A 14,491-nucleotide genomic window follows, 5' to 3' on the forward strand; every position below is an offset into this window, starting at 1 on the left:
TATGAAGAAAGTTATTATCCTGGCGCTGGCAACTGTTGCCAGCCCATTAGTACAAGCACAAACCGTCGCGATGGAAGATGTGATTGTTACCGCACGTCAACAGCCGCAGCAGGCAGCCCGACTGCCGCTTGATTGGGCTGTGATAGAAGACAGCGACCTGGCCATGGTCGCCCACACCCATATCAACGAATCCTTCCAGCGTATCGCAGGTGGCTGGATAACCCGTGGCAATGGTCAGGAAAGCCTGACCGCTCTGCGCTCACCCGTATTTACAGGCCCTGGCAGTTGCGGCGCATTTTATGTTGCTGAAGATGGCATCTCCTTGCGTGCTCCCGGTTTCTGCAATGTTAACCAGCTTTTCGACGCCAATACTGAGCAGGCACAGCGAGTAGAAGTTATCAAAGGGCCCGCCAGTGCGCTCTATGGCTCCGGTGCCATGCACGGTGTCATTAACGTGCTCAGCCTGGCTGCCCCGGATGAACTTATGCATCAGGTCGGTCTCGAAGGTGGACCCCACGGCTATCTGCGCGGCAAATACCAGATCGGCAACCGGGTCGGAGCGCACGCCTTCGCCGCCGCTATCAATGCTACCGATGACGATGGCTACAAAGATGACTCGGGCTTTACCCAACTCAAGGGTACCCTGCGCCACGATTACAGCGGCAGCACTTTTAGCACCAGCACAATATTTGCTGGCGCCGATCTCGATCAGCAAACCTCAGGCTTTGTGCAGGGAGAGGACGCCTACAAAGACTCGGATCGTAAAAAGGAAAACCCCAACCCCGAAGCCTACCGTGAAGCCTGGTCGATGCGCCTGCACTCAACCATAGAAATCCCCCTGGATGAAGCCAGCAGCTTGAGTTTTACGCCCTACTGGCGCAAAAATGAAATGGAGTTTCTGCAACACTTTCTGCCCTGGCAGTCGGTAGAAGAAAACGGCCATGAGAGTTTCGGCTTAAACAGCAAGTTCTATCAACAGACCGAGTCGCTGCAGCTGGCAGCGGGCATCGACCTGGAATATACCGAAGGCTGGTTACTGGAAACTCAGGAGGAGCCTTTTAGCCCCAACCAACCCGCCGGCACTCACTACGACTACGACGTGGACGCCTCGCTGGCATCAGTGTGGAGTCAGGCTGACTGGGATTTCAGTGACAGGCTTAACCTGTCTGCCGGAGCGCGTTTTGAATACACCAACTATGATTACCAGAACCGCACCGACGACGGACCTGCCTGCGGTCCTGACTCGACACCCTCGTGCCGCTTTTATCGACCGGCCAGTGGTGAAGATGACTTCAAAAACTGGTCACTGAATGCCGGTGCACTGTTTGACATAAACGATTCGCACGCCGTGTTTGCTCGGGTTTCACGTGGCTTTCGAGCGCCGCAGGCTACTGAACTATATCGACTGCAGGCGGGCCAGGCCAACGCCGATCTGGACTCGGAGCAACTCGATGCGCTTGATATAGGATTTCGTGGCATCGTCGGCCAGTTTCACTATGAAGTGGGCGGATACTACATGAACAAGGGTGACGTTATCTTTCAAGATAGCAACCGACAGAACATCAGTGGCGCCAAGACTATTCATTACGGTGTTGATATTGCCCTGCGCTGGCAGCTCAATGACGCTTTTGATGTAGCTCTGGACACCAATCTGGCGCGCCATGAATATGACAGTGACATAAGTCTGCTGGGCTCCAGTGGCAATATCAAGGGCAACGACATCGACACTGCACCCCGTTATTTTGGCAGCCTCCGCCTGGGCTGGCAGATCCACGAGAATCATCGCACCGAGTTGGAATGGGTCAATATGGCATCCTATTATCTGGAACCGGACAATGCCCATGAGTACGACGGCCACAATTTACTCAACCTGCGCCTGACCAGCCAACTCACCTCGCGTATTCAACTGGGCGTTCGGGTCACCAATCTTACCGACGTCGATTACGCCGAGCGTGCCGATTTTGGCTTCGGGCAATACCGCTATTTTGTCGGCGAGCCGCGTTCGCTGTACCTGCAATTGCAGATGAATCTGGCGCCCTGAACGGGCGTCAACGGCCAAGCACTGTCACGTCAGCGGCGAAATACCTATGGCGTGACGTACTTTATCAAGTAGTTCGGAGGCGGTAGCCCGCGCCCTTTCACCACCTTTACGCAGCTCGTCTTCAACAAATTCGGGCTCCGCCATCAGTTGATTGTAGCGTTCACGGGCTGGCGCCAGCTCGGCATTAATCAGCTCAAATAGCTCCTTTTTGGCGTCACCCCAACCGATACCGGCGGCAAACTTCTCACGCATGTCGTCAACCTGCGCAGGCGTGGCGAACGCTTCCCATATCTGGAAAACGGTAGAATCATCGACGTCTTTGGGGTCGCCCGGTTCCAGCAGATTGGTTTTGATTTTGTTCAGTGACTTACGCAGTTTCTTTTCCGTCTCGAACAGGGGAATTGTGTTGTTGTAGCTCTTGCTCATCTTGCGGCCATCGAGCCCCTGAAGGATCGCGACATTGTCGTCAACGACGGCTGAAGGCAGCGTGAACACTTCCCCAAAGTGGTGATTGAAGCGTTGCGCGATATCGCGAGCCATTTCCACGTGCTGTATCTGATCACGCCCTACCGGAATATCATGAGCTCGAAACATCAGGATGTCCGCTGCCATCAACACCGGGTAGCTGAACAGCCCCATGGTGACGCCAAAATCAGGGTCTTCATTGGCTTCCTGGTTCGCTTGCACGGACGCCTTATAAGCGTGAGCACGATTCATCAGTCCCTTGGCCGTATTGCAGGTGAGTATCCAGGTTAACTCCAGAATCTCTGGAATATCACTCTGCCGATAGAATACAGAATTGTCAGTATCCAGGCCCAGTGCCAACCACGTAGTAGCGATCTCTTTACTGGACTGACGTATCTTTTCCGGATCCGTTGCCTTGATGATGGCATGATAATCCGCCAAAAAGAAAAAGGACTCGATGTCCTTATCACGGCTCGCGCGCACAGACGGACGGATAGCACCCACATAATTACCCAGATGGGGTGTACCGGTGGTGGTAATACCGGTCAGGACACGGTGTTTTTCCATGATCAGTTCCGCTAATCGAAAAGCGGCCTATGATACTGAGTTGGCTGGTATCTGGCTATGCATCAGATGCCGGTATCGTGATAACAGCCTGGTCGCAGAATAAGCTGACACATCAACCCGAGGCAGCGTCTGCGACACCGTGTGACGCAGCGCCAGATCAGCCAGCAACTCAACAGCTGCTTCATTGTCACGGTACAACAGCTCAGCCGGTATCCACTCTGGATAAACAACTCGAGCGGGCGCGACCGGGGTACACCCAGCAGCACAGGCCTCAAGCATGGATATGCCTTGAAAATCATGCAGTGCTGTCGATAACACTATCTGAGAGCTCTGCAGCAGCCGCACATAGTCACTACGCTGTTCGATGAAGCCCCATTGGCCCCGCGCGTCGTTTTGCTCTAGCAAGGCACGCAGCGCTTCAAACTCAGCGGGGCACTGGCGAAATTGCTGCCCCACCACGTGGAGCACAAAGCTGACATTACGCTGCACCAATGTTTGGGCTATCTGCAGCAGCTCAGCCGGGCCCTTGTCATATTCCCACCGATGATTCCAAACGATTTGCAGGGGCTCGGTTACTGCTGCGTCTATTGGCTGCCGCACTGCATCGAACCGTAAGGGTACCGCCAGCACCTCAGATTTCGCGGCAAGCAAGTTCGGTATCCCCGCAGGAACCCGGTCAGGAAACCGCCCGAGCATCTGGTCACAGCCGTGCAGAAAAGTGTTCATATTAAAGGCCGAATTAAACACCAGCCGATCTGCCGCCAGCGCGGCGTATAAGCTGACCATTTGCGGTTCCAACAGGCCATGACGGCCCTGGTTGTCGGGATAAGCGAACTGGTTCTCGTGGAAGTAGACAATGGTCGGAATGGCTGCCAGCGCCGGCACCAAGCCGCGCAAAGTGGCAATATCCACCATTGAGGTTGCCAGTATCAGGTCGTAGCCTGCTTCAAGCCGCTCTCGCTCGCTGATACTCCAATACAGCGGATTGCCTCTCACCCGCCAGGCAAAATGCCGTGGCGGCAGGCTCAACACCTGCCATTCAAAATCCTCCAGCCCCTGCTCCAGCTGCTCACGCCAATGACGATGACTGCCCGCCTCATAGGCCGACAGCAACAGCACTCGGGGCTTTATCATCCGGCGGCTGGCGCAGCAGCCAGCGCTTCTCCCCAGTTCACGTAGGCAGACAAAACCTGCGCCAGGCGGCATGGGTCTTTGCTACCGGTGAGTTCGCGGGGAGAATGCATCGCCAATTGCGGTACACCGACGTCCAGCGTTCTTACTCCGATTGCGGTTGCCGTAATTGGGCCGATAGTTGAACCACAGCCCATGTCATTGCGCACAGTAAAGGACTGTACCGGCACATCTACACTGGCACACAGCTGCCGAAACAGCGCTGCTGTCTCACTGTTGGTCGCGTAGCGCTGATTGGCGTTACTCTTTATGACCGGCCCGGCGTTCAGTAAAGGACCATGATTGTCATCGTGACGTGCGGAGAAATTGGGGTGTACTGCGTGAGCATTGTCGGCGGAAATCATAAAGGATCGCTCCACCAGCATCGCATAGTCAGTAGCAGTGGCAGCAAGGCGCTGCAGTACGGACAGCAGCAGCGGGCCGCTGGCGCCCGCAGCACTCTGGCTGCCCACCTCTTCGTGGTCGGTACATATCAACAGGCTGCTATGGCGACCGTCGCTGGCTAACAGGCCACGCAAACCAGCGTAACAACTCAGCAGATTATCAAGACGGGCACCGGCCAGCAGCTCATTATCCAGACCCAGTAAGGCAGCAGGCTGCACATCGTAAAAGCCCAACTCGTAGTCCAGAACTGCTTTGACGGACACGTCCAGGTTTTCTCGTTGCATCGCTGCCGCAAGTTCAGTCGCCAGCAGCGCACGAAAATCAATCTCATCACCACAACCCAGCAGAGGCAGGATATCGGTCTGGGCATTGATCGAACGCGAGCTGTTCGCCTCGCGATCAAGATGAATAGCCAGGCTGGGAATCACCGCCAGCGGACGCTTGAAATCTACCAACTGCTTGCGCAGAGTGCCGCTGTCATCTGTGAAGCTCACCCTACCCGCCAACGACAGGTCACGATCAAACCAGGGATTGAGTAACGCTCCACCATAAACCTCTACAACCAACTGCTGGTAACTCTTGTGATGTTTTTCAGGCTTCGGCTTGACCATCAGACAAGGGCTGTCAGTGTGCGCACCGATCATCCGCATACCCTCTAATGGGCCGGCCTCGGTACCATGCACAAATGCCACCAGACTACTGTCGTTGCGAATACTGAAGTAGCGTCCGGCGACACCGGGCCAGGCCTCTATATCGTTCAGCTGCACGAATCCGGCCGCAGTTAATTGTTGCGCCATAACCTTAACCGCATGAAACGGTGAGGTGGCGTTGCCCAGAAATTCGATAAAATCCTGATTAAAAGAAACGTCGTCCATGGTTAAGCTCCAGTGGTGTGACTACCACCATACATAGATGAGAAACAGGCCAAGCATGACCCTGTAGATGACAAAAGGCATAAAACCAATACGTTCCACCACCCTCAGAAAAAATGCGATACACGCAAACGCTGTGATTCCTGAGATCGCAGTAGCCAATGCCAGCAAGCTCCAGGATATACCAACGTCGTGAGCTGCAAGCTCCAGCCCTTGCAGCAGACCTGCCGCAGCAATGATAGGAATAGAGAGTAGAAAGGAAAACCGTGCCGCGGTTTCACGATTGAGACCACAGAAAAGTGCCGCAGTCATCGTGATACCTGAGCGCGAAGTTCCGGGTATCACCGCCAAGGTCTGCGCCGCGCCAATAATCAGCGCAGAGCGCAAAGTTAAGGTACTGCCACCGGTAGCCCGCGAGTCGGCCCAGCCCAGTAATAATCCAAAAACAATAGTCGCAGCAGCAATGACCAGCATAGAACGAAGATTAGCCTCAATAAAGTCGCCAAATAGCAGGCCAACCAGACCAGCCGGCACCGTCGCAAGCCCAAGCCAAAAAATCATCGCCGCATCACTATTCCAACCACCGCCGCTAATCCAGCGCAGCCCCCCCGCCGCTAACACCCCAAGTTCAGCGCGGAAGTAAATAACAACCGCTAGCAGTGAACCAACGTGCACCGCCACATCAAACACCAACCCCTGATCCGGCCAACCTAATAGCTGTGCTGGCAAAATCAAATGCGCTGAACTGGATATCGGCAAAAATTCAGTGAGACCCTGAATAATTGCCAACCATATCGCCTGATAAATATCAGTCATTAAACCGCCTTGCCCTGTTCAGAGAGTTTCTTCCAGCCAATATCATCACGCAGGTATACTGGAATAACCTGCTCGGGACGCAATGTCTTGTCAGCCAGGTACAAAGGTACCGCCAAGCGGATGATATCGCTCGATCGTGGCCAGATATCAGCTACTGTCAGGGTGAAACATTCGCGCACCGCCGGCGGCAATAAATCCTTGTAAGCCAACCCGTTACCCAACGCCAACATACGCTTGCCTGCGGGCAATGGCGGCAGCGGCACCTGACCAGGGCCAGCAACACCGTCTTCCAGCAGCGCCGTGGCAAGCCCGTTACAGATCTGGTAATACCCGTAATAGACTTCGTTGATTCGGGCGTCCAGCAGCACCAATAACACATCACCTTCATTCGCCTGCTGCAGCGAAAAAGCACCCTGAGCCATGCAGGCAAGGGTGGAGACCCCGACCACCGGTAAGCCCTGACTGTAGGCCAGACCTTGTACCGCGCTGGCTGCAATTCTTAGTCCGGTGAAAGAACCAGGACCGTGGTTATAAGCCAATACCTCAATACCCTGCGCTACTAAATCGCCGCCTTGCAGCAGTTGTTGCAACATGGGGAATAAGCGTTGATTGTGCTGCCGAGGCAGGTGCTCAAAATGCTCGCTCAATGCACCGTTGCATTGCATAGCGACCGAACAAACATCGGTAGAGGCATCAAGGGCCAATATGTTGGGCATGGTTTAGGCTTTCTCCGTTTCCGCAGCGCATTGTATGAAGGCGTACCCTGCCCATGCAATAATGATTGCAATGAAAACACTAGCGATTATCCTCGCCGGCGGTCAGGGTCTGCGTCTGGGCGGTATCGACAAAGGCCTGTTGCCCTATGCCGGCAGCACGCTCATAGAGACTATTCTGGCTGTAATCTCTCCACAAGTCGACCAGACTGTGATCAGCTGCAACCGCAATCTGGAACAATATCAACAATTCGGCTATCCCATCATTACTGACACACTGAGCGGCTATCAGGGCCCGCTTGCAGGCATTGCGGCTGCGCTCTCAGGCAAGCAGCAATGCGACGTCGCCATAACATTGCCCTGCGATAGCCCAAACCCTCCTGAAGATCTGGCACTTAAACTTGGCAGCCAACTAGCAGATGATAATTACGACCTGTGTTACGCCTGGGATGGCAACCGGGATCAATACCTGTTTAGCGCCATGCATTACCGCTGTCGCGCGCAGTTGGAAGATTATCTGGCCCGTGGTGGTCGCTCAGTAAAAGGCTTTCACCAACGCTTGCGTTGCAAACGTGTAGACTTTTCATCTCAGCCCCAGCGATTTATAAATATAAACGCGCCGGCGGATCTTCCCTAAACCCACAAAAAAAGGCCCGCAGTGCGGGCCTTTTTCTGAACCTTAGCGACAAACCATCTGCCGCTCGGCCTTACCGTACTTTTAGCCTATGACTTTTTTGCAGCTGCCTTGGCCTTGGGAACGGACTTTTTGGCAGCAGCTTTTTTGGGTGCTGCCTTTTTCTTAGGTGCGGCTTTTTTCTTGGGCGCAGCTTTTTTCGCGGCAGGTTTCTTTGGCGTCGCTTTCTTGGCTACAGCCTTCTTGGGAGCTGACTTCTTAGCGGCAGCCTTTTTCGGCTTGGATTTCTTAGCCTTATTCGCCTTAGCAAGGGCCTTCTTAACTCTTGCTTCAAGCTTCTTTTCAAGCGCCCGTAGCTTCTTGGCATCAGCTGCCATACGTTTCTTGGTCCAGGCAGCCGCGTGAGACGCCAATGCTTTCGCCTTATCCACTTCTGCTTTCGCCGCTAATGTAGCTTTTTGTGCAGCCAAACGCTCGCGCGCGGCCTCAGCCTCAGCTCTATGCTTGGCGTCTACCAGCGCCGTGTTCAGCGACGATTTGGTGGCGCTAGCTTTCGCACGTAGCGCTTTAACCTTGGCATTCAATTTTTTGGTTGCGTTAGCGGCTGCTTGAGCGGCACGCTTATCTGCTTTCTTGATAGAAGAAGAAGCCTTCTTGCGCGCAGCAGCGGCCTTTTTCTTGGCAGCTTCAAGATTCTTCTTTTCTGCAGCCATCAGCTTGTTAACGGCATCGAGAGCTGCAGAATGTTTGCTTACTGCCGGGTGAGACGCTGCTTTTTTCTTGGCAGTGGTTTTTTTGGCAGTCGGCTTCTTGCGCGCTACTGCTTTAGTTTTGCCTTTAGCTGCAGATTTTTTGGTGCTGGTAGTTGCCATCTGAGTTTTCTCCTAAGAATTTTTTTTACCGCGAATCCAAAATAGCACAGAAAAAATGCGGCGTACAACTCGCAAATCAATAGCCGCGGCGCGCAAAGTAATAAGCCCGTTCAAAAGCTCAGGTAAAGGTTCAGCCTTGCAAGCTGGAAATTATGCTCTGGCGAATATCTTCTACGCTACCAATGCCCGCAATGCGATGGTACTGCGGCGCGTTACTTCCTTCCAACGAAGAGTAAAATTCGATCAAAGGCGCAGTCTGGTCGTGGTATACCTGCAGGCGCTTACGCACAGTTTCTTCTTTATCGTCGTCGCGCTGCACCAACTCGTCACCGGTTTCATCGTCAAGCCCGGCTCGCTGTGGAGGATTATGCTCTACATGATATATCCGACCGGAAGGGGCATGGACACGCCGACCGCTAAGTCTGGCAACAATGGCTTCGTCTACTACCGCTATCTCTACCACGTGATCAAGGTCAACACCGGCCTCTACCATCGCCTCGGCCTGAGGAATGGTGCGCGGAAAACCATCGAACAAAAATCCGTTTTCGCAATCGGCTTGCTTAATACGCTCTTTAACCAAACCAATAATAATTTCGTCAGACACCAGACCGCCTGCACTCATCACTTCCTTGGCCTGCAAACCAAGCTCAGTGCCAGCGCTGACCGCTGCCCTGAGCATGTCACCCGTAGAAATCTGTGGAATAGCAAACCGCTCACAAATGAACTGGGCCTGAGTACCTTTACCTGCACCGGGGGCTCCAAGCAAAATTAGACGCATTGAGTAACTACCTGCCTATTCGGGGGGGTCAAGATACACAGCTAACTTCAGCAGTACAAGTCCCCCACCAGCATGCCCTATCTTGGAGCTTCAGGGGCAGCCTTAATGGATTCCCACGCTGCCTCTCGCTCTGCGGCAGACGCCTCTGCTATCGTCATTCCCTGAGCCTTTAAGACGGCTTCCATAGCTGTAAAACGCCGCTCAAACTTGAGCGTGGCGCGACGCAGCGCAGTTTCAGCGTCCGCGCCTGCATGCCTGGCCAGATTTACGCAGGTAAAAATTAGATCACCAAGTTCCTCTTCCGCACGTTCAGCGCTCTCATGTCGCGCCGCTGCAAACTCAGCCAGTTCTTCCTCCACCTTGGCCATAACCCCGTCAGTATCTAACCAGTCAAACCCGACCTGAGCTGCTCTTTTAGAAATTTTTTGTGCCCGACTCAACGCTGGCAGGTTTACCGGGACATCATCGAGCACACCAGTCTGGGCGCGTGCCCTGCGTTCCTTGCGCTTGATAGTTTCCCAAGTAGTCGCAACCTCGTCGACGGCGGTCGTTGCTGCAACCAGACCTTCAATAGCACCATCTGCAAACACATGCGGGTGCCGGCGCAGCAGTTTTTCAACCAGTGTATTAACGATACCGGGGAAATCAAACAAGTTTTGCTCGCGACCAAGCTGCGCATAAAACACCACCTGGAACAGCACATCACCGAGTTCTTCGCGAACATGGTCGTAGTCAGCTGCCTCAATAGCAGACACCAATTCATAGCTCTCCTCAAGCGTCGAATCTACAATCGACCTAAAGTCCTGCTGCAAGTCCCAAGGACATCCGTATTCAGGATCGCGCAGACGCTCCATGACCCGCAACAGATCTGTGATGGTGTAGTTGTTGTCGAGCTCGCTACTGGAGTTAGTCAAGATTGCTCTCCGCTATCCGCTATCCGTCGCGCCGAGATCACATTGCTCAGTCTGATCATGCGGTCCAGCAATTTTCCCAGCACCGCCAATTCAGCCACTTCTAACGACAGGCGTATGGTTGCCGCTTGTCCAGCGCTGGCCGAGTCCGTGTTAACCGAGCGCAGATTCACATTCACTTCCAGCAGCAGCTCAGTAATGTCACGGAGCAAGCCTTGGCGTTCATAGGCCTCGACCTCGACCTCAACAACAAAACCCTGCGTCGACGGCTCACCCCACGGTACCTCCACCATCTGTTCCGGATGCGAATATTGCAATTGCAGCAGACTCGGACAATCACGGCGATGAATACTCACGCCCTTGCCCTGAGTGACAAATCCAAGCACGGCATCCCCCACTGTCGGATTACAGCATCCTGCAAGGCGGCTTTCCAATTCGCCCACCTTACCCATAGTACCTGGCTCAGCCAGCTGCGCTGCTCGTCTGACCAAGCGCGGACGGACTAGCTTATCTGCCACCATCGGAAACAAGGCCTGCGCTGCCTGTAAAACCCGCGCTGCACTTAAATCGCCGGAACCTAAGGCCGTATACATATCCTCTACCGTGCCCTGCTGCAATTTCAGCGCCAGGCGTTTGTAGTCAACACTGGTTAAAGCCAGCCGCGAAAACTCGCGCTCTAGAAGATGTCGGCCGGAATCAATATTTTCTTGTCTGGAACGCGACTTAAACCAATTTTGCACCTGAACTCGCGCTCTAGAGGTGCGCAGGTAGCCCAAACCGGGCACCAACCAATCACGGCGAGGCTCACCCTCACTGGCAGTTAATATTTCAACTTGTTGACCGGTTTGCAAATGGTAGGTCAGCGGCACCAAGGCCCCGTTGACCCGGGCACCACGACAGCTATGCCCAACTTCGGTATGAATATGATAGGCACAGTCTAGCGGGGTGGCGCCCGCAGCCAAGTTAACGACGTCACCTCCAGGGGTGAACACATAGACCCGGTCCTGAGCAACATCGGTGCTGAACTGCTCAACTGCATCATCTACCTCACCGGTTTCTTCATGCCATTCCAGCACTTGCCGTAGCCAGGATATCTTTTCTTCGTAGCTGCTGGCCATCGCGGCATCGCCATCGGCGCCTTTGTAGCGCCAGTGAGCGCATACGCCCAGCTCAGCTTCCTCGTCCATTTCCCGGGTTCGAATCTGTACTTCCAGAACCTTGCCCTCGGGACCTATTACCGCCGTATGCAAGGAGCGATAACCGTTCTCCTTAGGATTGGCGATATAATCATCAAATTCATTGGGAATATTACGCCACAGGCCGTGCAGAACGCCCAATGCCGCGTAACAATCTTTGACTTCAGGCACCAACACTCGGACTGCACGAATATCATAGACCTGCGAAAAACCGATACCTTTGCGATGCATTTTGCGCCAAATACTGTAGATATGTTTCGAGCGTCCTCGCAACAGCGCATCGACACCAGCGCGACCCAAAGTTTCGGTCAGCTGAACTTTCACTCGATCGATAAACAGGTCGCGCTCCAGACGCTTACCATCCAGCAGCACAGCAATTTTCCGATAGGCCTCGGGATAGAGATAGCGAAACGATAAATCCTCCAATTCCCATTTGATCTGACCAATGCCCAACCGGTGGGCCAGCGGCGCGTAAACATCAAATACTTCTCGCGCCACGGGCAGGCGCCGCTCCTGGTCGTTTTTAACAGCTCTAATGGTGCGCGTGCGCTCGGCGAGTTTGATCAACGCTACGCGCACATCATCAACCATCGCCACCAGCATTTTTCGAATATTGTCTTTCTGAGCGTCCGCCTGTCCCAGCACCGGTGCATCACGCTCTACCCGAAGCGCACTAATTGCAGCCATGCGCTGAATACCTTCTAGCAAACGGCGGACGCTAACACCAAAACCGGCCTCAATCCCGTCCAGGTCAAGTAATTCCTGTTCAAAGGCGCAACACAACATGCCAGCGACCAGACTGTCGCGACCGAGGTGTAGGTCGGCCAGGATCTGCACAATATCAATGCCCGCAGGCAGGCATTCAGCAACCATTAAGGACGTCTCTGCTTCAGGCAGGGCCGCTACCGCCAGCGCAGCACGCAGAACATCGCTGCGGGCATCTTCACCAAGGTGAGGTGGCAGACTGGCCACCCAGGCCTCCAGATCGACCCGACCTTCGGCATCGGCATTGAACTCGGCCCTTGTCTTAACCATCGGCAAACACGCCGGTTGAGAGATAGCGATCGCCTCGGTCACAGACGATAGCCACGATCACAGCAGACTCATGTTCCGCAGCCACTTGCAGCGCACCCGCTACGCAGCCCCCGGAGGAAACTCCGCAGAATATACCCTCTTCGGCAGCCAGCCTTCGCATCATCACCTCTGATTCATGCTGGCCAATATCGATGACTCTATCAACCCTGGCCGCATCAAATATCGACGGCAGATACTCTTCTGACCAGCGTCTTATACCCGGTATGCTAGAACCATCCTGCGGCTGCAGGCCGACTATTTGAATCTCGGAACTCTGTTCCTTCAAGTACTGAGAGGTCCCCATGATGGTGCCAGTAGTACCCATCGATGAAACGAAATGGGTGATGGTACCGGCTGTTTGACGCCATATCTCCGGACCAGTTGATTGATAATGTGCCAGCGGATTATCGAGGTTGGCAAACTGGTCCAGCACTCGCCCTTCGCCGCGAGCCTGCATTTGCAGCGCCAGGTCCCTGGCACCCTCCATTCCATCGACCTGGCTCACCTCGATGAGAGTAGCCCCATAAGCTGCCATCGCCTGTTTACGCTCGCTGCTCATATGGGCAGGCATAATCAGCAGCATACGATAGCCCTTTATTGCGGCTGCCATCGCCAGCGCGATGCCGGTATTGCCGCTGGTTGCCTCTATCAATGTATCGCCCGGCTTGATCTCACCACGGGCTTCCGCTGCATTGATCATATTAAGCGCCGGTCGATCCTTGACTGAGCCGGCGGGATTATTACCCTCCAACTTAAGCAGCACCGTACTACCCGTGTTGGCGCTAATCCGTTGCAATCGCACTAGCGGGGTTTCGCCAACACAAGACTCGATGGTTGGATATTTGTTCATGTTCTTTGCACCATGTTTAAAATTTCAGGGCACCAAAACCGCAAAAGCGACCACGTAATCACTCTCGTCGGCGAGACTGAGTAGCATTTTGGACCCACCCAATTGCTGCGCCCGTTGCTCTGCTCCGCCGCGTAAAGTCACTAGCGGCGCCCCCTTGTCATCATGTTCAATCGTCATATCCTGCCAGCCAACGCCATGACCTATACCCGTACCCAGCGCTTTGACGATAGCCTCTTTAGCCGCAAAACGTTTGGCCAACAGACGCACTCCCAGGCGACTGTTGTCATACTCCTCCACTTCCACCGGGGTCAGAATGCGTTGCACAAAACGCACACCCTGCCGCTCAACAACGGCTTCAATGCGTACAATTTGTACAATATCGGTACCGATTCCTAACATCTGGAAGCATCAGTGAACATGGAATAGCTCCCGACTCTTGAGCGGTCGGTCCCCAAGATGCTGTCGCAATGCCTCACGCATAAGCCGCTTGGCGCAGCGCCGCGCCGGCAGGTCAAACTCCCCCGCGGACCAACGCAGCAAGTCATCGCCGCCGTAGCGTGACGCTCTAGCATGTCCTGCAGGCGCGGCTCGGGTGAGGCCATAATCAGGGTGAAACTGGTAATGCTCACCACTCTGTATAGGCTCTCCGGACTCACCATCAACGTCCAGCTCAAAACCGTAACCCAGTTCAATTAACAACCGGTATTCGAATTCCCGCAGACAGAGATCAAGCTCTGCGCCCTGGGCGAGCTGCTGCAAGACCTGTTCGTAAAGCGTAAACAACACCTCATTGGCGTCTTCAGGCTGTAACAAGCGCGCCAGAATTTCATTGAGGTAGAGACCGCAATACAGCGCCTTGCCGACCAATCGAGGCGCTGCCAGACGTGATTCACAGGCGGTAAGATTTTTAAGATCGCTGCGACCGCTCCAGGAGCAAAGAATTGGGGTGAATGGCTGCAGTAACGCACTCATGCCACTGCCGCTACGCTTGCCGCTGCGTTTGGCGCCCTTGGCAACCACCGCTACGCGGCCGTGGTCGCGCGTAAACAATTCCACCAGCAAACTGGTGTCGCGCCAAGCGCGCGTATGCAGTACCAAAGCTGGTTGCAACACTACCTTCATAGGAC

At 54.3% G+C, this 14,491-nt stretch carries 14 protein-coding genes; 2 read left to right on the forward strand and 12 right to left on the reverse strand.

Features of this window, described 5'->3' with window-relative positions; genetic code table 11:
* The first annotated feature begins 1 nt into the window (after position 1).
* Positions 2 to 2,041 carry a TonB-dependent receptor gene (locus EYC98_RS13285; protein WP_279245821.1) on the forward strand — a complete coding sequence of 680 codons (2,040 nt, stop codon included), beginning with the start codon at positions 2 to 4 and terminating at the stop codon, positions 2,039 to 2,041.
* 24 nt (positions 2,042 to 2,065) lie between these two features.
* Here the strand turns inward: EYC98_RS13285 and EYC98_RS13290 are convergent, their stop codons facing one another.
* From EYC98_RS13290 to tsaB, 5 genes are read right to left on the reverse strand one after another with little or no spacing between them, the layout of a single operon-like run.
* The gene (locus EYC98_RS13290; RefSeq protein ID WP_279245822.1) at positions 2,066 to 3,073 is read right to left on the reverse strand and encodes a tryptophan--tRNA ligase; all 1,008 of its coding nucleotides are present in this window, start codon (positions 3,071 to 3,073) and stop codon (positions 2,066 to 2,068) included.
* A gap of 27 nt (positions 3,074 to 3,100) precedes the next feature.
* Positions 3,101 to 4,207, reverse strand: a complete 1,107-nt coding sequence (locus EYC98_RS13295) for a tRNA-queuosine alpha-mannosyltransferase domain-containing protein (RefSeq protein ID WP_279245823.1) — start codon at positions 4,205 to 4,207, stop codon at positions 3,101 to 3,103.
* Positions 4,204 to 5,523 (reverse strand): M18 family aminopeptidase, encoded by a 1,320-nt coding sequence (locus EYC98_RS13300; RefSeq protein WP_279245824.1) that lies wholly within the window; start codon positions 5,521 to 5,523, stop codon positions 4,204 to 4,206. Before EYC98_RS13300 ends, EYC98_RS13295 begins: the two co-directional genes overlap by 4 nt.
* 21 nt (positions 5,524 to 5,544) lie before the next feature.
* Entirely contained in the window at positions 5,545 to 6,336 is a 792-nt protein-coding gene (locus tag EYC98_RS13305; protein WP_279245825.1) for an undecaprenyl-diphosphate phosphatase, read from the reverse strand.
* Positions 6,336 to 7,052: a tRNA (adenosine(37)-N6)-threonylcarbamoyltransferase complex dimerization subunit type 1 TsaB gene (tsaB, locus tag EYC98_RS13310; RefSeq protein WP_279245826.1), complete on the reverse strand. Its 717-nt coding sequence runs from the start codon at positions 7,050 to 7,052 to the stop codon at positions 6,336 to 6,338. Before tsaB ends, EYC98_RS13305 begins: the two co-directional genes overlap by 1 nt.
* Positions 7,053 to 7,122: 70 nt before the next feature.
* Here tsaB and mobA point away from each other — a divergent pair, with 70 nt between their 5' ends.
* The gene (mobA, locus tag EYC98_RS13315) at positions 7,123 to 7,686 is read left to right on the forward strand and encodes a molybdenum cofactor guanylyltransferase MobA (protein ID WP_279245827.1); all 564 of its coding nucleotides are present in this window, start codon (positions 7,123 to 7,125) and stop codon (positions 7,684 to 7,686) included.
* Between the two features lie 86 nt (positions 7,687 to 7,772).
* Here mobA and EYC98_RS13320 read toward each other — a convergent pair whose 3' ends face one another.
* The 7 genes from EYC98_RS13320 to recO form a co-directional block, all read right to left on the reverse strand.
* Positions 7,773 to 8,555, reverse strand: coding sequence for a hypothetical protein (locus EYC98_RS13320; RefSeq protein WP_279245828.1), 783 nt, complete (start codon positions 8,553 to 8,555; stop codon positions 7,773 to 7,775).
* Between the two features lie 130 nt (positions 8,556 to 8,685).
* Entirely contained in the window at positions 8,686 to 9,333 is a 648-nt protein-coding gene (gene adk / locus EYC98_RS13325) for an adenylate kinase (protein WP_279245829.1), read from the reverse strand.
* Positions 9,334 to 9,410: 77 nt separating this feature from the next.
* The gene (gene mazG / locus EYC98_RS13330; RefSeq protein WP_279245830.1) at positions 9,411 to 10,247 is read right to left on the reverse strand and encodes a nucleoside triphosphate pyrophosphohydrolase; all 837 of its coding nucleotides are present in this window, start codon (positions 10,245 to 10,247) and stop codon (positions 9,411 to 9,413) included.
* Positions 10,244 to 12,475 (reverse strand): RelA/SpoT family protein, encoded by a 2,232-nt coding sequence (locus EYC98_RS13335; RefSeq protein WP_279245831.1) that lies wholly within the window; start codon positions 12,473 to 12,475, stop codon positions 10,244 to 10,246. The genes mazG and EYC98_RS13335 overlap by 4 nt, the downstream gene beginning before the upstream one ends.
* Complete coding sequence (cysM, locus tag EYC98_RS13340; RefSeq protein ID WP_279245832.1) at positions 12,468 to 13,364, reverse strand: cysteine synthase CysM; 897 nt, start codon at positions 13,362 to 13,364, stop codon at positions 12,468 to 12,470. Before cysM ends, EYC98_RS13335 begins: the two co-directional genes overlap by 8 nt.
* 24 nt (positions 13,365 to 13,388) lie before the next feature.
* Complete coding sequence (acpS, locus tag EYC98_RS13345; RefSeq protein WP_279245833.1) at positions 13,389 to 13,763, reverse strand: holo-ACP synthase; 375 nt, start codon at positions 13,761 to 13,763, stop codon at positions 13,389 to 13,391.
* A 9-nt stretch (positions 13,764 to 13,772) separates the two neighbouring features.
* Positions 13,773 to 14,486, reverse strand: a complete 714-nt coding sequence (gene recO / locus EYC98_RS13350; protein ID WP_279245834.1) for a DNA repair protein RecO — start codon at positions 14,484 to 14,486, stop codon at positions 13,773 to 13,775.
* Positions 14,487 to 14,491 lie beyond the last annotated feature (5 nt).

The sequence above is a fragment of the Candidatus Litorirhabdus singularis genome (assembly GCF_026262625.1).
Taxonomy (GTDB): Bacteria; Pseudomonadota; Gammaproteobacteria; order Pseudomonadales; family Halieaceae; genus Litorirhabdus; species Litorirhabdus singularis.